The organism is Pseudarthrobacter sp. NIBRBAC000502772 (assembly GCF_006517235.1).
Lineage (GTDB): Bacteria > Actinomycetota > Actinomycetes > Actinomycetales > Micrococcaceae > Arthrobacter.
Genome location: NZ_CP041188.1, coordinates 3669015 through 3690047, shown reverse-complemented (window position 1 = coordinate 3690047; position 21033 = coordinate 3669015). Strand labels below are relative to the sequence as shown.

Genomic DNA, 21033 nt, shown 5'->3' with positions numbered 1-21033 from the left:
CTTGTAGAAGTCGCTGGTTTCGACTTGGCGGTAGGGAAGGGGCAAACTGGTAACCATGAGCCACACTTCTGCCGAATCTGTCACTAAAACCGAAGAATCAGCCGAGCAGTTCTTCACTCTCTGGACTGTTTTCAAGCGGTCCGAGGAACTGGTGCGCAGCGCTGATGCTGCCGCCGATTTCGATGCCCTGTTGGTCCGCCTGGCCGAGGCCGGCGTCACGCACCGCGGCAGCTACGACGTCTCCGCGATGCGCGCCGACGCCGACGTCATGGTGTGGCTCCACGGCCCGAAGCCCGAAGCGCTGCAGCAGGCCATCCGCGACATCCGCCGCAGCACGCTTTTCGCCGGAACCGAGATTGTCTGGTCCGCCATGGGCGTGCACCGGGAAGCCGAGTTCGCCAAGAACCACACCCCCGCTTACTCACGCGGTGTGGCCCCGGCCGAATGGCTCTGCGTCTACCCGTTCGTGCGCTCCTATGAGTGGTACATCCTGCCCGAGGAAGAACGCGGCAAGATGCTGCGCGACCACGGCATGCTGGGCCGGGAGTTCCCGCAGGTCATCTCTAACACGGTATCCTCCTTCGCCCTGGGCGACTGGGAATGGATCCTGGGACTGGAAGCCCCCGAACTGGTGGACCTCGTGGACCTCATGCGCCGCCTCCGCGCCACCGAAGCACGCAACCACGTACGGGAGGAAATCCCGTTCTACACCGGCCGCCGCATCACCGCAGCCGAGGTCGCTGAGGTCCTCGCATGACCCAGCCCGATCCTGCGGCGGGCGCCGTGCTCACCGGAATCAACCAGGTCACCGAAGCCGGCCGGATGGCGCCCAAAAACTATGACGGCGTCCTGCTGGCCGCCTTTGGCGGGCCCGAGGGCCAGGATGACGTTATCCCGTTCCTGCGCAATGTCACCCGCGGCCGCGGCATCCCGGACGAGCGGCTCGAAGAGGTTTCCCACCACTACCGGGCCAACGGCGGCGTCAGCCCCATCAACCAGCAGAACCGCGAGCTCAAGGCAGCCCTGGAAGCGGAGCTCAGCGCCCGCGGCATTGAGCTTCCCGTGCTGTGGGGCAACCGCAACTGGGACCCCTACATTCCGCAGACCCTGCAGGACGCGTACGACGCCGGCCACCGGAAACTGTTGATGGTCACCACGAGTGCCTACTCCTGTTACTCCAGCTGCCGCCAGTACCGCGAGGACATCGGCATCGCCCTGACGGAGACAGGACTGGACGGCCGGCTTGAGGTGGACAAGGTCCGCCAGTACTTCGACCACCCCGGCTTTGTGGAGCCCTTCATTGAAGGCACCGCAGCCGGGCTGGCGGATGTGCGGGCGCAGCTTGCGGCCGCCGGAACACCGGATGCCCCCGTGCACATCCTTTTTGCCACCCACTCCATCCCCACCCGGGATGCCGAGGCCGCCGGACGGTCCGCGGACGAACCGCGCGAGTTCGACGAAGGTTCCGCCTACGTGGCCCAGCACCTGGCCACCGGCGCCGCAGTCATCAGCCGCGTGCAGGCCGAGTCAGGCCTGACCGCACCCTGGTCGCTCGTCTACCAGTCCCGCTCGGGCGCGCCGCACGTGCCCTGGCTGGAACCGGACATCAACGATGCCATTGCCGACCTGGCTGGCGAGGGCATCAAAGGCATCGTCATCGTCCCGCTGGGCTTCGTCAGCGACCACATGGAAGTTGTCTGGGACCTGGACACCGAAGCCCTGGAAACCTGCCGCAACCTCGGCCTGGCTGCCACGCGTGTCCCTACCCCGGGCACCCACCGGAAGTTTGTGAACGGCCTGGTGGACCTCATCTCCGAACGGACGCTCGCCAACAACATCAGTGACCGGCCCGCCGTGACGGGACTGGGCCCCTGGTACGACGTCTGCCGGCCGGGATGCTGCGCGAACTTCCGCGGCGAAAAGCCCACCATCGCCGGAGCCGACACCACGGTCGGCACCGGACACGACGCATACCCGGCCGCACCTGCGGGCGCTCCCGGGAGAGAAGGAACCCCGTGACCGTACGGATCGGAACCAGGGCCAGCAAGCTCGCCCTGACCCAGACCCAGCAGACGGCGGACCAGCTGGCCGCCGTCGGAGGCTTCCCCGTGGAGCTGGTGCACATCACCACCGAGGGCGACGTCAGGACAGGGTCCCTGTCCCAGATGGGCGGCACCGGGGTGTTTGTCGCCGCCCTGCGCGATGCCCTCCTGCAGGACACCTGCGATGTCGCTGTGCACTCGCTCAAGGACCTTCCCACGGGCGCCGCGCCGGGCCTCACCATCGCCGCAACGCCCAAGCGTGCGGACGTGCGGGACGTCCTGTGCGCCCGCGACGGCCTAAAGCTGGCTGATCTGCCGCAGGGCGCCAAGGTGGGCACCGGCTCTCCGCGCCGAGCTGCCCAGTTGCGTGCCGCCCGCCCTGACCTGGAAGTGCAGGACATCCGCGGCAATGTGGATACCCGCCTGGGCCGCGTGCCCGGCCTGCCCGGAAACGCCGCCGGCGCGCCGGGTGACCTGGACGCCGTCGTATTGGCCGCCGCAGGCCTGGAACGCATCGGCCGCCTGGACGCCGTCAGCGAATTTTTCGAGATGGACGTGATGCTGCCGGCGCCCGGACAGGGTTCGCTGGCCATCGAATGCCGGACGGCTGACGCCCCGCGCAAGGCAGGTTCCGCCGAGGGGTCGCAGGGCGTTTTGGCGCAGGCCCTGGCCGCGCTCAACGATGAGGACACCCGCCTCGCCGTGACCGCCGAGCGTGCCGTGCTGGCCCGCCTCGAGGCCGGCTGCGCCGCCCCCGTGGGTGCCTTCGCGTACCGCAAGGGCAGCATGCTGTACCTCGAGGCGGCGGTGTGCGCCGTGGACGGCACCAAGACTGTGCGCGAAAAGAAGGCAACCGACGGTCTCACCGAGGTTGGTGCCACGCTGCTCGGCATCGAGGTGGCCGAGCTCCTGCTGGCTGCCGGCGCCGCGGAGATCGCGGACCTTGCCGCCTCCTGATGACCTGGCGGGCGCTCTGGGTGGCCGGCGCGTCCTGATCACCCGGAGCGCCGACCGTGCCGGGCCGCTGGCCGCGCTGCTCGGCGGCCTGGGGGCCGAACCGTTGCTCTTGCCGCTCATCGACTTTGAACGGGCCGCGGACCAGCCGGCCCTCGATGCCGCGCTGGATGATCTGGTGGCCGGGGGCTTCGACTGGCTGGTGGTCAGCAGCATCACCACGGTGCGTGTGCTCGTGGAAAAGGCCATTGAGCGCGGCACCACGCCGGCCGCACTGGTGCCGGCGGGAACGCGGGTGGCCACCATCGGACCGTCCTCCCGGCGGATCCTCGAGGCCGCGGGCATTCCTGTTGCGCTGGCCCCGGTGGATATCCAGTCCGCCGAAGGGCTCGTGGAACTGTGGACCGCCGCGCCGGCGCGCGTGCTGCTGCCACAGGCCGACATCGCGGCCCCTGAACTGCGCGATGGCCTGGCAGCCAAGGGCGCCGACGTCACCGCAGTTGTGGCCTACCACACCGTGGACTACCCGGCCCGGCAAGAACTCCGCCTGGAGGCGGAACTGCCGTCCGCCGTCGGAATCTCCCACGCTGTCGCTCCCCGTGAGCTCAGCCAGTCGCAGACCCGCAGGGAGCTCGACGCCGGGACGCTCGACGCCGTCGTGGCCGCGTCGCCAAGCGCCGCGCGGCGCATTGCAGCGACCCTCCTGCCGCTGGGCCGCTGCCGTTTCATCGCCATCGGACGCCCGACGGCGGCGGAAGCTGCCGCCCTCGGCATCCCGGTGGCCGCCACCGCCCAAGTCCCCACCCCGGACGGCATAGTGGCCGCGCTGGGCACCGTATTTGCCAACGAAGGGAACACCCGATGAGCTTTCCGAACCACCGTCCGCGCCGCCTCCGCACCACACCCGCCATGCGCCGGCTCACCGCCGAATACCGCCTGGCTCCGGCGGACCTGATCCTGCCGGCGTTCATCCGCGAAGGCCTCAGCGAACCGTCGCCCATCACCTCCATGCCCGGCGTCGTCCAGCACACCACCGATTCGCTCAAGCGCGCCGCAGCGGAAGCCGTGGAACTGGGCGTCGGCGGCATTATGCTCTTTGGCGTGCCCGCCGTGCGCGATGCCCGCGGCACCGCCTCCCTGGACCCGGACGGCGTGCTCAACAAGGCCATCCGCGACGTCCGCGCCGAGGTGGGCGACGACCTGGTCATCATGGGCGATGTCTGCCTGGACGAATTCACCGACCACGGCCACTGCGGCGTCCTGGATGCCGACGGCTACGTGGACAACGACGCCACGCTCGAGATCTATGGCCAGATGGCAGTGGCCCAGGCTGACGCCGGCGCCCATGTGCTGGGGCCCTCCGGCATGATGGATGGCCAGATCGGGGTTATCCGCCAGGCCCTTGAGGAATCCGGCCACAAAAACACCGTCATCCTGGCCTACGCGGCCAAGTACGCCTCCGCCTTCTACGGTCCCTTCCGGGAGGCCGTGGATTCGCAGCTCAAGGGCGACCGCCGCACCTACCAGATGGACGCCGCCAACCGCCGCGAAGCCCTCCTTGAAGTGGAGCTGGATCTTGAGGAAGGCGCAGACATGGTGATGGTGAAGCCGGCCATGAGCTACCTGGATATCCTGGCCGACGTCGCCGCCATGAGTCCCGTGCCCGTCTCGGCCTACCAGATCTCGGGGGAATACGCGATGATCGAGGCCGCCGCCGCCAATGGCTGGATCGACCGGCGGGGTGCCATCACGGAATCCATCCTCGGCATCAAGCGGGCCGGCGCCAACACCGTGCTGACTTACTGGGCCTCCGAAGTAGCGGGCTGGCTCAAGGAATCCTGACGCGGCAGGGAATGTTTCCGGATGCTCCGTGGTTTGTATGCGTATGCATGAAAACAGCGAGCCTTCCGTAACCACTCCGTCCACCCCGGGCAACCCCACTGCCCCCGTCCCCGCGGACACCATCCTGTTGGGCGTCAGTACCTTCGGCGACGTCGATCTGGCTGCCGACGGCGCACCCAAGCACCACGCCGAGGTGCTGCGCCAGGTGGTGGAACAGGCCAAGGTGGCCGACGCCGTCGGACTGCACTCCTTCGGCGTGGGGGAGCACCACCGCAGGGACTTCGCCGTCAGTGCGCCCGACGTGGTGCTCGCGGCCATCGCCACGGCCACGGAAAACATCCGGCTCGGCAGTGCTGTCACGGTCCTGAGCTCGGACGATCCCATCCGCGTCTTCCAGCGCTTCGCCACCCTCGACGCCGTCTCCAACGGCCGCGCCGAAGTGATCCTGGGCAGGGGTTCGTTCACCGAGTCCTTCCCGCTCTTCGGCTACGACCTCAGCGACTACGACGCGCTGTTCGAGGAGAAGCTGGAGATCTACGACCGGGTACGGTCCCAGAACCCGGTGAACTGGGACGGCCGGACCCGGGCGTCGCTTCGGGGCCAGATGGTCTATCCGCACGTGGAAGGCCGCCTGCTTCCCACCTGGATCGGAGTGGGCGGCTCACCCCAATCCGTCGTCCGCACGGCCACCTACGGGTACCCCATGGTCCTGGCGATCATCGGCGGCGAGCCCGAGCGCTTCCGCCCCTATGCCGATCTGTACCGGCGCACGCTGGCCGAAGCCGGTAAGGAACCGCAGGCACTCTCCGTGCACTCTCCCGGCTACGTGGCCGAGACCGATGAGCAGGCCCTGGAGCAGTACTACCCGCACTGGCTCGCCGTCCGCAACAAGATCGGCGCGGAGCGCGGCTGGGGACCGGCCGGGCGCGGCGAGTTCGAAGCCGCGGCGGACGAGGACGGCGCCCTGTTCGTTGGTTCCCCGGAGACCGTGGCGAAGAAGATCGCCCGGCTCAAGGGCACCCTGGGGGCGGACCGCTTCGAGATGAAGTACAGCAGCGGCACGCTGCCCCACGAGCAGATGATGCGCTCCATCGAGCTGTTCGGTTCCAAGGTGGCGCCCCGCGTTGCAGACATGCTTGCAGAGGTGCGCTCGGACCGCTGAGCCAGGCGGCCACTTGATCCGGCAGCTACTGTATCCGGCGCCCGCACCATGGGTGGCGCCGGATGCCACCGCACGTGATGGAAGAATAGGGGGCATGACTCGTTCCGAAGACCTCTTCGCCCGTGCCCAGACCCTGATGCCCGGCGGCGTCAACTCACCCGTCCGTGCCTTCGGCTCGGTGGGCGGAACCCCACGGTTCATGGTGTCGGCCCAGGGCCCATACCTGACCGATGCCGACGGCAAAGAGTACGTCGACCTGGTCTGCTCCTGGGGCCCGGCCCTTCTGGGGCACGCCCACCCGGCCGTCCTGGAGGCGGTCCACGCGGCTGTGGACCGCGGCCTCTCCTTCGGCGCGTCCACCCCGGACGAGGCCAACCTGGCAGCCATCGTCCAGGAGCGCGTGCCGGCCGCCGAACGCGTCCGGATGGTCTCCACCGGCACCGAGGCCACCATGACGGCCGTCCGGCTGGCCCGCGGCTTCACCGGCCGGAACCTCATCATCAAGTTCGCCGGCTGCTACCACGGCCACCTCGACGGGCTGCTTGCCGCCGCAGGATCGGGTGTTGCCACGCTGGCGCTGCCGGGCTCGGCCGGCGTCACCGCAGCCACTGCCGCCGAAACGCTGGTCCTTCCCTACAACGACCTCGCTGCCGTCGAAGCCGCCTTTGCTGCGCACGGGCCGAACATCGCAGCCGTCATCACCGAAGCCGCCCCGGCCAACATGGGCGTGGTGACTCCGGGGGAGGGCTTCAACCTGGGGCTGTCCCGCATCACCCGCGAGCACGGCGCCCTGCTGATCCTGGACGAAGTGCTCACAGGCTTCCGCACCGGCTACTCCGGCTACTGGGGGCTCACCGGCGGTGCTGCTGACGCGACGGAGCCGTGGACCCCCGACCTGCTCACGTTCGGCAAGGTCATCGGCGGCGGAATGCCGACGGCGGCCCTCGGCGGGCGTGCGGACGTTATGGACTACCTCGCGCCACTCGGCCCGGTGTACCAGGCCGGGACACTCTCCGGGAACCCCGTGGCCATGGCAGCCGGCGTAGCCACGCTGACGCACGCCACCCGCGACGTGTACTCCTTTATTGACGCCCGCTCGCTGGAGCTCTCCTCGGCGCTGTCCGCTGCCCTGGACAGTGAAGGGGTGGACCACTCCGTCCAGTTCGCCGGAAACCTCTTCTCCGTGGCATTTGGCACGTCCGCCAACGGCGTCCACAACTACGCTGACGCCCAGGCCCAGGAAACCTTCCGGTACGCGCCGTTCTTCCACTCCATGCTGGAATCCGGCGTTTACCTGCCGCCGTCGGTCTTCGAGGCCTGGTTCCTGTCGGCCGCCCACGACGACATCGCGATGAACCGGATCTTTGACGCCCTCCCGGCCGCCGCGAAGGCTGCAGCTGCCGCGACAGCCTAGCGCCGCCGTCGGCCGTTGACGGGCGCCCGCAACGGCTGAAGCAAGAAAATCCCCGCCTCCCGGACAAATCCCCGCACCATGCGTGTGGGAAAAGTCCGGGAGACGGGGATTTTCTTTTGGTGCGCCTACAGCACGTCCGAAAGGAAGCCCTTCAGGCGGTCCGTTGCGGGCGCCGTGAAGATCTGCTCCGGCGGACCCGATTCGACCACCACACCGGCGTCCATAAACGTAACGGTGTCTGAGACGTTGCGGGAGAAGCCCATTTCGTGGGTCACCACCACCATGGTCATGCCGCCCTTGGCGAGGTCGGTCATCAGCGCCAGGACGCCCTTCACGAGCTCCGGGTCCAGCGCGGAGGTGGCCTCGTCAAAGAACATCACCTCAGGCTTCATGGCCAACGCACGGGCGATTGCAACGCGCTGCTGCTGGCCGCCGGAGAGGTTGGCCGGGCGGGCGTCAGCTTTGTGCTTGAGGCCCACCAGGTCCAGCTGCTCAAGGGCCTCGGCGGTCGCCTGGTCCTTGGAGAGCTTCCGGAGCTTGCGCAGCGCAAGCGAGACGTTGTCCAGCACGGTCTTGTGCGGGAACAGGTTGAACTGCTGGAACACCATGCCGATCCGCTGGCGCAGCTCGTCCGGGTTGTCTTTCAGCACGGACCGGCCATCCAGCAGGATGTCGCCCTGGTCCGGTTCGATCAGCCGGTTCATGACCCGCAGGAGCGTCGACTTGCCGGAACCGGACGGACCAATGACCGAAGCCGTGGTGCCCTTCTCCACGTGGAGGTCGATGCCGCGCAGCACATGGTTGTGCCCGAACGAAAGGTGCAGGTTCTTGCCGGTCAGGGTGCCGGAAGTAAATTCCGTCATGCCTGTGCCCCCTTGCCGATAGGTGCCGCCAGCTCGTCCGGTTCCTTCTTCTCCGGCCGGCCGGTACGGAGCCGGTTGTCGATGAAGTTCACGAAGTGGGTCAGCGGAACAGTCAGGATCAGATACAGAACGCCGGCAGCCACGAGCGGCGAAAGATTCCCCGTGTTGGCCATCGCATCGTTACCGATCCGGAAAATCTCGCGGTCGGAGGCAGCCAGGCCCAGCACGAATACCAGGGAGGAATCCTTCAGCAGCGAGATGAACTGGTTCACCAAGGCAGGCAGCACGCGGCGGATGCCCTGTGGCACCACCACCAGGCGCATGGACTTGCCGTAGCTGAACCCCAAAGCGCGCGAGGCCTCCAGCTGGCCCTTCTCCACGCTCTGGATACCGGAACGGAAGATCTCGCCGATGTAGGCGCCGGCGATCAACGTCAGAGCCAGGATCCCGAGCGGATAGGGGTTCCGGTTACCGGTGAGTTCCCGAGCGATGGGGCTGAGCCCGATACCGATCACCAGGATGACCAAAATGGCGGGCAGGCCGCGGAACAGGTCGGTGTAGATCCGAGCTGCCCAGCGGGCCACGGGATTCCGGGAAATGCCCATCAGCGCGAGCAGTAGCCCCAACAAGGAGCCGAGGACGCCCGAGGCCAAGGCCAGGATCAGGGTGTTGGGCAAGCCCACCGTGAGAAGGGAAGGAACGACTTTCGCCATTTCCTCCCAGTTGAGGAACGTTTCACCCAGCTGGTCCAGGAGATCCATAAGCGGTTAAGCCCAGATCAGCTCTGGGGAGCCGGAGCAGCTTTGCTTCCCGGCTTCCAGTCGGCGGGGGTCTCGCGGTCCGGATACCATTCCTTGGTCAGCTTGGACCAGGTGCCGTCAGCAATTACGGCATCAAGGCCGGAGTTCAAAGCGTCGATCAGGGCCTTGTTGTCCTTGTTCACGGCGTAAGCAGTGAAGTTCTGGGTGTTCACAACAGACTCGGCGATGACAGTTCCGTCGCCGTCCTTCACCTGGCCGGTGGCCTGCTGCGAGGGTGCCACCCAGGCATCGATCTGGCCGTTGCGCACGTTGGCGTACACGGTGGCGTAGTCCGGGAAACGGACCGGCTCGAGCTTCAGGGTGTTGGTGACGTAGTCGTCCTGGACAGTGCCCTGGACAACGCCGATGCGGACATTGGCATCCAGGTCTGCGAAGCCCTTGACGTCGCTGTCGGTCTTGGCAACGACAGCCATAAAGCCGAAGTCGTAGCCGTTGGTGAAGCCCACGTTGGCGCGGCGGGCGTCTGTTGTGGAGATCGAGGACGATCCCACATCGAACTGCTTGGTCTGTACCTGGGAGAGCAGCGCCGAGAAGTCGGTGGCTACGAACTCGACCTCGAGGCCAAGCTTGCCGGCAACGGCGCGCAGGAGCTCGTTGTCGTAGCCGGTGAACTTGCCGGCGGGGTCGATGAAGATATTCGGCGGGGCGTCGGAGAGCGTGCCAACTTCCAGCTTGCCGTCGGTGTTGAGGCCCAGCTTGGTCTTGTCGATCTGGTCCAACGGCGTGACGTCGGCGGTGGTGTACTTGTCCAGCGTCTGCTGGTCACTGCCGGCGAGGGCATCGGTGGGCGTGCCGCTCGGCTGGGCAGTCCCGCTACCGCAGGCGGCCAGCGAGACTGCCAGCGCAACCGCGACCGGAACACTGGTCAGCCACTTCATGGCTTTGGTCTTCATGAGAAAGTCACTTTCATCAGGGTCTTAAGATCAACCGGGCCGAAGGATGCGCGTCAGGCGCCTGGAGCCTTGCTCCCAAATGCCGGCCGGCCGGGGCGGGATTACCGCTGAACTTAATCATCTCATTTCCGGCTTTCAGCGCCTTCGGGCGAATAAGACCTTGCTTCAATGCGCCTCCTGCCGAATTAGCGGCTGAAGTTGACTCTTCCTGAACATCTGATGAATGAAAGCTTCCCGCGCGGCCGAATCTGCGGGTTCCCGCAGTCGCAGTCAGCGGTTCCTGGCTAAATGTGAGTTAGCTCTCAACTAGAAGTCGCCGCTGGCGTCTTCCGGAGGTAGGACAGGCCATTCGCCTTCGATCACGGCGGCGGGCTTGGTCTTGCGCAGATAGTTCTGGAAGTCTGCCGCTTGGCTGACAGCCCAGTCCTTTTGCAGTTCGTGAAGCTGGCTGGCCGGCATCTTGAGCTTGGGGAACTTGATTGCCATGGCATCCAGCATCCGGAGTGTGGCCAAAGCATCCGCGGCCGACGTATGGGCGTTGTCCAACGTGATGCCGTATTCCTCACACAGGGCCGTCAACGTGCGCTTACCCTTGCGGTAGCGGTCCACCTGTTTGTTCATGATGAACGGGTCCAGGACGGGGAACCGGCTCAACTGCCGGACGCCGTAGCGGGCGGATTCAGCGGCCAGGACGGTGAAGTCGTAGCTGGCATTGAAGGCAATGACCGGAATGCCGGCGTCGAACAGGTCCTGCAGGACCGTTGCGAGCTCCCCGGTGACTTCATGGGCCGGCCGTCCCTCACGCCGGGCCTGCTCCGTGGTGATGCCGTGGATATCGCTGGCCTCGGTAGGGATTTCGACACCGGGATCGGCCAGCCATTCGTGTTCGGTGATGACGTCCCCCTTGTGGTCCACCACGGTGACCGACGCCGTGACGATCCGCGCGGCACGCGAATTCCGTCCGGTGGTTTCGAGATCGAAGGCTGCGCGGGGGAGGGTGTTCCAGGAGGTCATGCTTCAACGCTACCGGCCAGCACCGACAGGATCTGCCAACGCCACTGCCGGTAACCTTGAGGTATGCGGACTGAGTACATTGAGGCGGTGCTCGCGCTGGTCGAGCTGGTTCCACCCGGCACCGCACTGGCCTACGGTGATGTGGCCGAGCTGCTGGGGTCCGGCGGTCCGCGGCAGGTGGGCCACGCCATGAGCCACTACGGCAGCCAGGTCGCGTGGTGGCGCATCCTCAAAGCGAACGGCCATGGTCCGGAAGGCCACGAGGCCGAAGCCCTCCGCCACTACCTGCAGGAGGGGACGCCCCTGCTCGGCAACCACGATGCTTTCCGGCGCACCGGCGAAGGCAAATGGCGGGTGGACCTGATGGCAGCACGCTGGGCCCCCGGCGAGGATGACTTCGACCGGATCGACGCCATTGCGGAGCAGCTGGAGCGGCGGCTGCATAGATTGTCGGTGGCTGATGATGAAATGTCTGTGTGACCGTAACAATCCCCGCTGCTGACCCCGCCGAGTCCACACGCACCTCAGCCAGGCCCGCGTCCGCGGCCGGACGATCCGGCGAAACGGGCCTGCGCCTCCTTCCGCCGCGGCAGCTGCACGCCGACGTGCCGGGGCTGTCCGCGGACCAGCGCGACGCCGTCGACGTGCCCCACGGCTCAGGGCCCGTCCTGGTTCCCGGCGCACCGGGAACCGGAAAATCAACGGTCCTGATCGAAGCCGCCGTCCGCAGGGCCCTGCAGGACGGTGTGGACCCGGAGCGGATCCTTATCCTGGCACCCGGACGCCTCGCCGCCGACTCACTCCGCGACCGCTTCACCGCACGGCTGGACAGGAGCCTGAGCACCACACCGGCCCGGACCTGGGCAGCCTATGCGTTTGACCTGATCCGCCGGGCCAAGGCTGAGGGAATCCTTCCGCTTCCGCGCGCGCCGCGCCTCCTGTCAGGCCCGGAACAGGACCTCATCATCCGCGAACTCCTGGACGGCCACCGGATGCCAGGCCTGGAACTTCCGTGGCCCGCGGACCTGGAAGCGGCACTGGAGACGCGGGGTTTCCGGCACGAGGTACGCCAACTCTTCGACCGGATCATCGAATCCGGCCGGACCGCCGGCGACCTGGAGGAGCTGGGCCACCAGTGCGGCCGGCCCGACTGGATCGCCGCGGCGGCTCTGTACGCCGAGTACCGGGACGTCCTGGACCTGCGCATGCCCGAGGCCTTCGACCCCGCCGGCATCATCACCACGGCACGGCAGATCTTCCAGGATGAGCCTCACTTCCTGGCCGCAGAACGGGACCGCCTCCAGCTGGTGCTGGTGGACGATGTGCAGGAGGCGAACCCTGCCGTGTTCGAACTGCTCGCCGATATCGCCGCCGGTAAGGACTGCTATGTCGCCTACTCCCCAGACACCGTTGTGCAGGGCTTCCGCGGGGCCAGACCCGACCTCGTTGCGGAGCTGCCGCGCCTGCTTTCTGCGAAAGCCGGCGTCATCGAGCGGCCGCTGTGGCACACCCATCGGCACGCCCCCGCCATCGCGGCGGCCTGGCTCGGCGTCGCGGGCAGGATCTCGCAGCGTGCGGGCGGCCAGCTTGCCAGGCGGCTCGAGCAGCCCGAACCCCTGGCCGGAACCGCGCACGGGCCCAACGCCGTCGTCGAACCCCAAAATCAGCCCGCCGGCACGGTGGAAGCACACCTGGTGCCGTCCCCGGTCCACGAACTCCGGTACGTTGCCCAGCGCATCCTGGACCAGCACGTCAACCATGGCCGCGACCTGGCAGAGATCGCCGTGATTGTACGTAACGGCGGACAGCTCAGTGAGCTGCAGCGCTACCTCACGGGCCAGGGGATCCCGGTGCGCGTTCCGGTAGCCGAGTCCGCGGTCCGAGATGAAGTGGCCGTACGCCCGCTGTTGGACGCCTACGCCATTGCGCTGGATCCTGAACTGCTGACTCCGGAAGCCGCCGTCGCCCTGCTGACGTCGCGCATCGGGGGCGCTACGTCCATTGAACTACGCCGGCTACGCCAGTCGCTCAGGCGGGAAGAGCTGCAGGGCGGCGGCGGACGGACCAGCGACGCCCTGCTGGTTGAAGCATTATCGGAACCCGGTGCCCTGGGGACGCTGGGCCTGGAAGGCCGTTCCGCGCGGCGGACCGCACGCATGATCCAGGCAGGGCGGAGCGCCGCCGCCGAGCCCGGCGCCAATGCCGAGACCGTGCTCTGGGCCCTGTGGCATTCCACCGGACTGGCCAATGCGTGGACCGAATCCGCCCTCATCGGCGGTTCCCACGGAGCCCGCGCCGACCGGGACCTTGATGCCATGATGGCGCTCTTCCATACAGCCGAGCGCTACGTGGACCAGATGCCGGGCGCCGGGCCGGAGCAGTTCCTTGAGTACCTCCTGAACCAGGAGCTGCCGATGGATACCCTGGCCGCGCGGGCCCAGGTGGACGACGCCGTCGAGCTGATGACCCCGGCCAGTGCTGCCGGGCGGCAATGGCCGGTGGTCATTGTGGCGGGGCTGCAGGAAGGCGTCTGGCCCAATACCCGGCTCCGCGGTGAGCTGCTGGGCAGCAGCCTCTACGCTGACGCCGTCGAGCATGGGGTCAGCTATGCATTACAGCTGGACCCGCTGAGCCGGCTGCGGGAAATCCGCTACGACGAACTCCGAAGCTTCTCCACGGCCGTTTCCAGGGCCTGCGAGATGCTGATCTGCACCGCTGTTTCGTCTGAGGACGACCAGCCGTCGTCCTTCCTCGACTATGTGGCGCCGCTTGAGCCGGGAGCCGAGGGCAGGGGGTTCACGCCGGTGGAACGGCCCATGACGCTGCGTGCCCTGGTGGCCGAGCTGCGGCAATACGCGCAGCTGGATGGAAAGTATGAGCCCGAAGCTGCCGAGGCCGCCAGGGTCCTGGCCGGACTTGCCGCCGCGGAACCGGCGGTCCCGGGAGCGCATCCGGACAGCTGGTGGGGTTTGCCCCCTTTGACGACATCTGAACCGGTTGTCCCGCCCGGAGGGACCGTTTACGTCTCGCCCTCGAAGGTGGAATCCGTGCAGAAATCACCGCTCGACTGGTTTGTGCAGGCGGCCGGCGGAGAAGCCGCCACCGACTTCGCCCGGAGCCTGGGCACCCTGGTACACGCCATCGCGCAGGACCTGCCGGAAGCCTCCGGGGGCGAGTACGTCGCCGAACTCATCCGCCGGTGGCCAACCCTGGGGATGAAGGACAACTGGGAAGGCAAACTGGACTTCCAGCGTGCCGAAACAATGGTGCGCAAGCTCGCCCAGTACGTCCTGGTGATGCGGAGCGAGGGCCGGAGCCTGCTGGGCGTCGAGCAGGACTTTGAGGTCCGGCTGCCCGATGTTCCGCCGGCGGCGACGGATTCGGGCGATGGCCAGTCCGTCGGAGATTTGGCCGGCGGGACCGACCTTCCCCGCGCCGCCGTGCTCCGCGGCCAGGTTGACCGGCTGGAGATCGACGCCGAAGGAAGGCTGGTCATTGTGGACCTCAAGACGGGCAAAAGGCAGCCTGGCAAGACCGAGCTGTCCCGCCATCCCCAGCTGGGGGCCTACCAAGCGGCGGTCCTGGCCGGCGGTTTCACGGAGGTACACGGACTGCCCGGCGCAGCAGAATTCAGCGCAGCAGAACCCGGTGCACCAGTGCCGGACTCACCAGCGCCGGGCTCACTCGTGCCGGGCGGCGCCGTGCTGGCGCAGCTCGGAACAACTACCAAGAGTCCCGGCGTCCAGCAACAGGAACCCTTGGAGGCCCAGGATAACTGGGCCCTGGACATGGTCACCGATGCTGCTGCGGTAATGTCCGGCAGCACCTTCGAAGCCAGGCATGACCCGGCAAAGAGCAGCCATGGGGGGCACGGCTGCAGGCTCCCTGAAGTTTGTCCGCTCTGTGTCCGCGGAAAGCAGGTCACCGAATGAGCCAGCCCCAGGTTCCAGAGCCCCTGTTCAGCCCGGAGCAGCTGTCCATGCTGTTGGGTGAAAGGAACACGCCGACCCCCGAACAGTCGGCCATCATCTCCTCACCGCTGGCTCCCCGGCTGGTGATCGCGGGGGCGGGTTCCGGCAAGACGGCCACCATGGCCGACCGCGTCGTCTGGCTCGTTGCCAACGGCTGGGTCAGGCCTGAGGAAGTCCTGGGCGTAACTTTCACCAGGAAGGCAGCAGGCGAGCTGGCCACGCGGATCCGGGCCAAGCTGGCGGCACTGCAGCGCGTCGCAGCCCAGGACACACGGCACGAAGTGTTCCCCGAGGGGCTGCTCAGCAGCGACGCCCTGGAGCCCAAGGTGTCCACCTACCACTCATTTGCCAGCGGCATTGTTTCCGACTACGGGCTGAGGCTGGGCGTGGAACGCGACGTTGTGCTGCTCGGCGGAGCCCAAGCCTGGCAGCTCGCCAGCGAAGTAGTGGAAGCGTTCGACGGCGAGTACAGCCACTTCAAGGCAGCCAAGTCCACACTGGTCAAGGCAGTCATCCAGCTCGCGGGGGAGTGCGCAGAGCACCTGCAGGAACCGGCCGACGTCGAGGCCTGGCTTCTGGCGCGACTCGCTGAGTTTGAAGAACGTCCCTACGTGGCCGGGGCGAACAAGAACGCACCCCAGGCAGCCGGTGAACTGGCCGCGATGCTGCGCACCAGGGCAAGCGTGGCTGACATGGTGGGCCGCTACGCCGCCGCCAAGAAGTCACGGGGGGCCTTGGACTTCGGCGACCTGGTGGCACTTGCGGCCCGTGTGGCCACGGAAATCCCCCTTGCTGCGGACATGGAACGCCAGCGCTACAAAGTGGTGCTCCTCGACGAGTTCCAGGACACGTCGTATGCCCAGTTGGTCCTGTTTTCGCGGCTTTTCGGCGACGGCCACGCGGTCACCGCCGTGGGGGACCCCAACCAGTCGATATACGGCTTCCGGGGTGCTTCGGCAGGTCAGCTCTTCCACTTTGTCCGTGAATTCCCTGTCCGCGTGGACGGGGACGACGGGCCGGGACGCTTCACGCTGGCCCCTACGTCGTACCTCACAACGGCGTGGCGCAACGGCCGGGCCATCCTGTCCGCCGCCAACATCATGTCAGAGGCCTTAGGGCGCGCCGAGGCACAGAAGGCCCCTGCCGGCAGCGCCGCTGTGGGCGCGGCCGCGGAAAGCATCACCGAAGCGGGCACCGCCGCGGACGGCACTATCCCGGTGGGCACGGCTACGGCTACGGCGGCGGCGAATGTGCCGCCGCTACAGCCCAGTCCCTTCGCGGTGGAGGGACGGGTGGTACTGGGCCGCTTCGGCACAGACCTCGACGAAGCCGCCGCCCTTGCCGGGGACGTCATAAAGTACCGGGTCACGGACTTTGAACGTGAGGCCGACGGCACACCGGTGCCGCCGGCACTGGCTGTCCTGTGCCGGCGGCGCGCCCAGATGGAAACCATCCGGCGGGAGTTCGAGGCGCGGGGATAGCCTACGAAATCGTGGGGCTCGGCGGACTGCTCGACACTCCCGAAATCGTTGATCTGGTGGCCACGCTCCGGGTGCTTGCAGATCCCGGACGCTCGGACTCCCTGATGCGCCTCCTGGCCGGTGCACGCTGGCGGATCGGGCCGGCAGACCTGATGGCCTTCCGCGACTGGTCCAGCCACCTCGCACGCCGTCGTGGCCGCCCCGCAGGCGCGGCCACGACGGAGGACGGGCCCGCTGACGCGTCCGACGAGGCCGTCATCGAAAGCGACCTGACGGACGGTGCCAGCCTCGTTGAAGCGCTGGACTGGCTGCCACGCGACGACTGGGCCTCTTCCCACGGACGGTCGCTGACCGAAGTGGCCCGCGACCGCCTCGGCAGGCTTTCGGCGGAGCTCAGGCAGCTGCGCGGCTACCTCGGGGACGACCTCACCACTCTGCTCGGCGAAGTGGAACGCGCCATGTTGCTCGACATCGAAGTGGCAGCACGCCCGGGGACCAGCATCCACCAGGCCCGCCGAAACCTGGATGCCTTCCAGGACGCGGCGGCCGGCTTCCTGCGGACCTCGCACCGGGTGGATATCCTCGCCTTCCTTGCCTGGCTGGAAGCCGCCGCGGCCGAGGAAAACGGCCTCGAAGCTCCGCCGTCGGATATCAACCGCGAGGCTGTGCAACTGCTGACCGTCCATGCGTCAAAGGGCCTGGAATGGGACGTCGTCTTTGTACCGGGCCTCAACGCCGGCGCCTTCCCCAGCAACAAGGACTCGCGCTGGAGCAGCGGCGCGGCGGCCCTGCCGTGGCCGCTGCGGGGGGACCGTTCGGACCTGCCCCAATGGGATACCGACCAGCCGGACCAGAAGGGCTGGCTGGACGCCGAGAAGGACTTCAAATCAGCCGTCCAGGTCCATGGTGAGGGCGAGGAACGCCGCCTGGCATATGTGGCCTACACCAGGGCAAAGCACGTCCTCTGGGTCTCGAGCGCGGCATGGGTGGGCTCCAGGGCAGGCCGTGCCGAGATGTCACCTTTCCTCGCTGAACTGGAACAGCTTGTCGGCTCCGGCCCCAACACGGCCCCGGTGGACGCCGCGGAAATCTGTCCCGCCATAGTGCACCCGGCGTCAGTGGACGAAGCCTCCCTGCCTGAAAAGAGCCCGTTGACTACCGAAACGGAGGTGGCCGGATGGCCCTATGACCCCCTCGAAGGTCCCGTGGATGCGCGGACCGGGGAGCGCCTGCGGGTTGTTCCCGGCAGGCGGCTGGCCATGGAGGGCGCCGCGGCACGCGTCCGGGCCGCGTTGGAGCCCTTGGATCCTGCGGACTCTGTGACGGTCCTTGGGCCTGCATCCGCCAATGAGTCCGGGCCAAGGCTTCGGGGCCCTGCGGCGGGCTGGGCCAGGGAAGCTGCGTTGCTGCTGGAACGGCGGTCCAGGCGCGCCTCCGGGCAGGACGTTCATTTGCCCGGCCACATCTCGGCGTCCACGCTGGTGGACCTCGGCGAGGACCCGGCGGGGGTTGTGGGCCGGCTGCGAAGGCCTGTTCCGCGTGAGCCCGGCATGTCGGCGCGGAAGGGGACGGCATTCCACGCCTGGGTTGAAGAGTACTTCGGCGCAACCGGCATGCTCGACCTTGGCGAGGCCCCCGGCTCCGACGACCACATTGACGCCGCCTACGACCTCGACACCATGGTGGCCACCTTCAAAGCCTCGGAATGGGCCGACAGGTCACCGGCTTTTGTCGAAGTTCCGGTGGAAACGCGGGTGGGCGACGTGGTGGTACGCGGGCGCATCGACGCCGTCTTCCAGGACGCGGACGGGAGGTGGGACCTCGTGGACTGGAAAACCGGCCGCAGGCCCTCTGCCGCGCAGTTGCGGGCCAAATCGGTGCAGCTCGCCGCGTACCGGCTGGCTTGGGCCCGGCTCAAGGGTGTGGCGGTGTCAGACGTCAGGGCCGCCTTCTTCTACGTTGCGGACAACCAAGTCGTGCGGCCGCACGATCTGGGCTCCGCTGAGGAGCTCGAACAGATTGTGGCCGCCGCCCTCGACGTCAGTGCTCCCTGAGGTCAGCGCAGGCTGACCTCAGGAAGCGTTCCCGGGTGTCAGTGCTTCCTGATGTCGAGGATGCTGATGGCCGCGGTGGACGTGTCCTCGGCGGACGGGCGCACTGACGGCTTGTCCGCCGGTGACTCGTCTGCAGAGTCGTCGTCCGCCGGTGCTTCGTCGGCCGGGAGGTGCTCAGCCGGGATAGGGCTGACTTCCACTGCGGGCACCACCGGAACAGGCTCCACCGACGGGACGGGCACGGGGACGACGGTCACCGCCGGAGCAGCGGCCACACCCACCGCGTGGGACTGGGCTGCCGGGGACTGGGCGGCGTCGTCGGCCGGGGCAGCCGGGGCTGGCAGCGGCTCGACGCTGATGGCCTGGCCGCCGTGCTCTTCGACGTCGGCCGCGAGGGTTTCCAGCATGCCTTCGGCTTCGGCAACCATACCCGCGTCGCCGGCAGCGATGCCCTTGACCAGGTATTGCGCCAACGCGAACTCGGCAGACAGGGCAGCTCGCCGGAGCAGGTGCTGGTCCGGGGAGTCGCGGCGGCTGCCGGTGTAGCTGGCAAGAACCGCGTCCACGAAATCCTGTTCGTTCGAGGCAACCAGCCAGGCGAAGTCGTCGGCGGGATCCCCGATCCGCAGGTCCGTCCAGCCCGTAACGGCCGTGACGCGGCTGCTTTCCACGAGCAGGTTGTCCTCATGGAGGTCCCCGTGGACAACGCAAGGGTTGAACCGCCACAGTGAGACGTCTTCAAGGGCATGTTCCCAGCGGAGCAACAGCGACGCCGGGATTTTTCCGGTTGTGGCCGCCTGGTCGAGCTCGTTGAGCCGGCGCTGGCGGAATTCGTTGGGCGTGTAGCTGGGCAGGTCGGCATTGCTGACCAGGGAGTGCGGAAGATCATGGATGGCCGCCAGCGCCGTCCCGATTTCCCGGGCGAGCGCGGCCGGACCTGCGGTGAGTTCTTCCACACTCTGCGTGCTCCCGGCCAGGTGGGAGTACACAAAGGTGCTGAGGTTACCAAGCCGGACGCTGCCGGCCACAGTGGGCATCAGGAAGGGCAGCTCGGCGCGGATGGCCGGTACGAATGCCCGGAGGACGAGGAACTCCGTCTCGAGCCTGGCGCTTGCTTCCGCATGCCGCGGGGACCTGACCCGCCACTGTTTGTCTTCGGAATCCAGCAGCAGCGCGGAGTCAAAATCCGCGGGATCGTCCGCAGCGGAGCTAACGGCGGTTGGGGTCAGCCCGGGGACTGCCGCGGTTGCTACGGCTGCCAGTTCGATCGGTTTTCTTCTCACCGTTCCACGGTAGATTGAGTGGCGTCCAAGACAACGATGTGCGGCGGCGAGTCTCCAGATATGCTGCAAAAGTCGGCGTCCGCACCCGGTCCGGACGTCCACGCCGCCTGTCCCGCCGAATGTCCCCGCCGAATGTAAATTGTCAGTCCGAGTCAGTACGGTGGACACATGAGTCATGCGGAGTCCGCTATACCGGCCTACCAGCCGCAGGCAGCCCAGCTGCCGGCCAACCACCTGTTCGATACCGTACTGCCGGTTCTCCCGGCCGCCGTGGACCGCGGCTCCGCAGACCGTGTCCGGCCAGGCATGGTTGAGGAATTGGTGGACAGCGAACACACCCGGGCGGTGGTCCTTGCCGGGCGGCAGGCCCTGGTGCGGGGCAACCAGCTTCTACTGCCCGCAGCGGCCCAGTTGCTGGCTGACCTGCGGGACCGTGGCTCAGCCCCGGAACAGGTCATCTATCTTGGCGCCGCGCTGGACAGCTCGGATCTTGCCGCCGGCACCGAAGTGGTCCTTGTTGTCCTTCCTGAACCTGCCGAGCCCGGCACTGCCGGAATCCCGGCCGGCGCGCAGTGGTCCGGCTTCCGCGACATCGCCGCCGTCCTGAACCCCACTGATACGGCGTTGTTCGTTGAAGCCAGCGCCATCGCCAACTGGCACGCCGGCCATACGCATTGCCCCCGGTGCGGGGCCCGCACTGCCGTGGAGGCCGGCGGCTGGGTCCGCCGCTGCCCCCAGGACAGCTCGGAACACTACCCCCGGACGGATCCGGCCATCATCGTCACGGTGGTGGGGCCGGACGGACGGCTGCTGCTCGGTGGCGGCGGGCCGGTTGACGCGAAGAATTACTCCACGCTGGCCGGATTCGTTGAACCAGGCGAATCCCTGGAACAAGCTGTCGTCAGGGAAATCCACGAGGAAGTGGGCGTCCGGGTCACGGGCTGCCAGTACTTGGGCTCGCAGTCATGGCCGTTCCCGGCCTCCCTTATGCTTGGATTTACCGCCATCACCGAAGACGCTGTGGCAAAGCCCGACGGCGTGGAGGTAACCCGTGCGCGCTGGTTCAGCCGGGAGGAACTCCAGGACGCCGTGCTCACCGGCGAAATCACCATCTCCAGCCGGCTGTCCATTGCACGCTCGCTGATTGAGCACTGGTATGGCGGCCGGATCATGGACCGCACGGACACCTGACACCCGGAACAGGCATCACCATTGGCCAGACGCCAGCACGTGGCAGTC

The 21033-nt window shown here is 67.4% G+C and carries 15 protein-coding genes and 1 pseudogene; 11 read left to right on the top strand and 5 right to left on the bottom strand.

Features of this window, described 5'->3' with window-relative positions:
- Positions 1-55 precede the first annotated feature (55 nt).
- The 7 genes from hemQ (at position 56) to hemL (ending at position 7414) form a co-directional block, all read left to right on the top strand.
- Entirely contained in the window at positions 56-757 is a 702-nt protein-coding gene (hemQ, locus tag NIBR502772_RS17015; protein ID WP_141141072.1) for a hydrogen peroxide-dependent heme synthase, read from the top strand.
- Positions 754-2019, top strand: coding sequence for a ferrochelatase (locus NIBR502772_RS17010; RefSeq protein WP_141141071.1), 1266 nt, complete (start codon positions 754-756; stop codon positions 2017-2019). Before hemQ ends, NIBR502772_RS17010 begins: the two co-directional genes overlap by 4 nt.
- A complete protein-coding gene (gene hemC, locus NIBR502772_RS17005; protein WP_141141070.1) occupies positions 2016-2999 on the top strand; it encodes a hydroxymethylbilane synthase in 984 nt (327 codons plus the stop codon). Before NIBR502772_RS17010 ends, hemC begins: the two co-directional genes overlap by 4 nt.
- On the top strand, positions 2986-3861 hold the full coding sequence (locus NIBR502772_RS17000) for a uroporphyrinogen-III synthase (protein WP_141141069.1): 876 nt from the start codon (positions 2986-2988) through the stop codon (positions 3859-3861). Before hemC ends, NIBR502772_RS17000 begins: the two co-directional genes overlap by 14 nt.
- Positions 3858-4838, top strand: coding sequence for a porphobilinogen synthase (gene hemB, locus NIBR502772_RS16995; RefSeq protein WP_141141068.1), 981 nt, complete (start codon positions 3858-3860; stop codon positions 4836-4838). Before NIBR502772_RS17000 ends, hemB begins: the two co-directional genes overlap by 4 nt.
- Positions 4839-4881: 43 nt before the next feature.
- Positions 4882-6000 (top strand): LLM class flavin-dependent oxidoreductase, encoded by a 1119-nt coding sequence (locus NIBR502772_RS16990; RefSeq protein ID WP_141141067.1) that lies wholly within the window; start codon positions 4882-4884, stop codon positions 5998-6000.
- A gap of 94 nt (positions 6001-6094) precedes the next feature.
- Entirely contained in the window at positions 6095-7414 is a 1320-nt protein-coding gene (hemL, locus tag NIBR502772_RS16985) for a glutamate-1-semialdehyde 2,1-aminomutase (protein WP_141141066.1), read from the top strand.
- A gap of 125 nt (positions 7415-7539) precedes the next feature.
- On the opposite strand, the gene NIBR502772_RS16980 is transcribed toward hemL, so the two are convergent.
- From NIBR502772_RS16980 to NIBR502772_RS16965, 4 genes are all read right to left on the bottom strand, one after another.
- Entirely contained in the window at positions 7540-8277 is a 738-nt protein-coding gene (locus tag NIBR502772_RS16980) for an amino acid ABC transporter ATP-binding protein (protein ID WP_141141065.1), read from the bottom strand.
- On the bottom strand, positions 8274-9038 hold the full coding sequence (locus tag NIBR502772_RS16975) for an amino acid ABC transporter permease (protein WP_141141064.1): 765 nt from the start codon (positions 9036-9038) through the stop codon (positions 8274-8276). The genes NIBR502772_RS16980 and NIBR502772_RS16975 overlap by 4 nt, the downstream gene beginning before the upstream one ends.
- Before the next feature lie 17 nt (positions 9039-9055).
- Positions 9056-9991, bottom strand: coding sequence for an ABC transporter substrate-binding protein (locus tag NIBR502772_RS16970; RefSeq protein ID WP_141141063.1), 936 nt, complete (start codon positions 9989-9991; stop codon positions 9056-9058).
- Positions 9992-10297: 306 nt separating this feature from the next.
- Entirely contained in the window at positions 10298-11005 is a 708-nt protein-coding gene (locus tag NIBR502772_RS16965; protein WP_056343881.1) for a 3'-5' exonuclease, read from the bottom strand.
- Positions 11006-11068: 63 nt separating this feature from the next.
- Here NIBR502772_RS16965 and NIBR502772_RS16960 point away from each other — a divergent pair, with 63 nt between their 5' ends.
- From NIBR502772_RS16960 to NIBR502772_RS16950, 3 genes and pseudogenes are all read left to right on the top strand, one after another.
- The gene (locus NIBR502772_RS16960; RefSeq protein ID WP_104062168.1) at positions 11069-11485 is read left to right on the top strand and encodes an MGMT family protein; all 417 of its coding nucleotides are present in this window, start codon (positions 11069-11071) and stop codon (positions 11483-11485) included.
- Between the two features lie 89 nt (positions 11486-11574).
- The gene (locus NIBR502772_RS16955; protein ID WP_141142127.1) at positions 11575-14937 is read left to right on the top strand and encodes an ATP-dependent DNA helicase; all 3363 of its coding nucleotides are present in this window, start codon (positions 11575-11577) and stop codon (positions 14935-14937) included.
- Positions 14934-18511: pseudogene (locus NIBR502772_RS16950) on the top strand (ATP-dependent helicase). Before NIBR502772_RS16955 ends, NIBR502772_RS16950 begins: the two are co-directional and overlap by 4 nt.
- Before the next feature lie 38 nt (positions 18512-18549).
- Here NIBR502772_RS16950 and NIBR502772_RS16945 read toward each other — a convergent pair.
- Positions 18550-19794: a macrolide 2'-phosphotransferase gene (locus NIBR502772_RS16945; RefSeq protein ID WP_141141062.1), complete on the bottom strand. Its 1245-nt coding sequence runs from the start codon at positions 19792-19794 to the stop codon at positions 18550-18552.
- Positions 19795-19962: 168 nt separating this feature from the next.
- Here NIBR502772_RS16945 and nudC point away from each other — a divergent pair, with 168 nt between their 5' ends.
- Entirely contained in the window at positions 19963-20985 is a 1023-nt protein-coding gene (gene nudC / locus NIBR502772_RS16940; RefSeq protein WP_141141061.1) for an NAD(+) diphosphatase, read from the top strand.
- Positions 20986-21033: the final 48 nt, after the last annotated feature.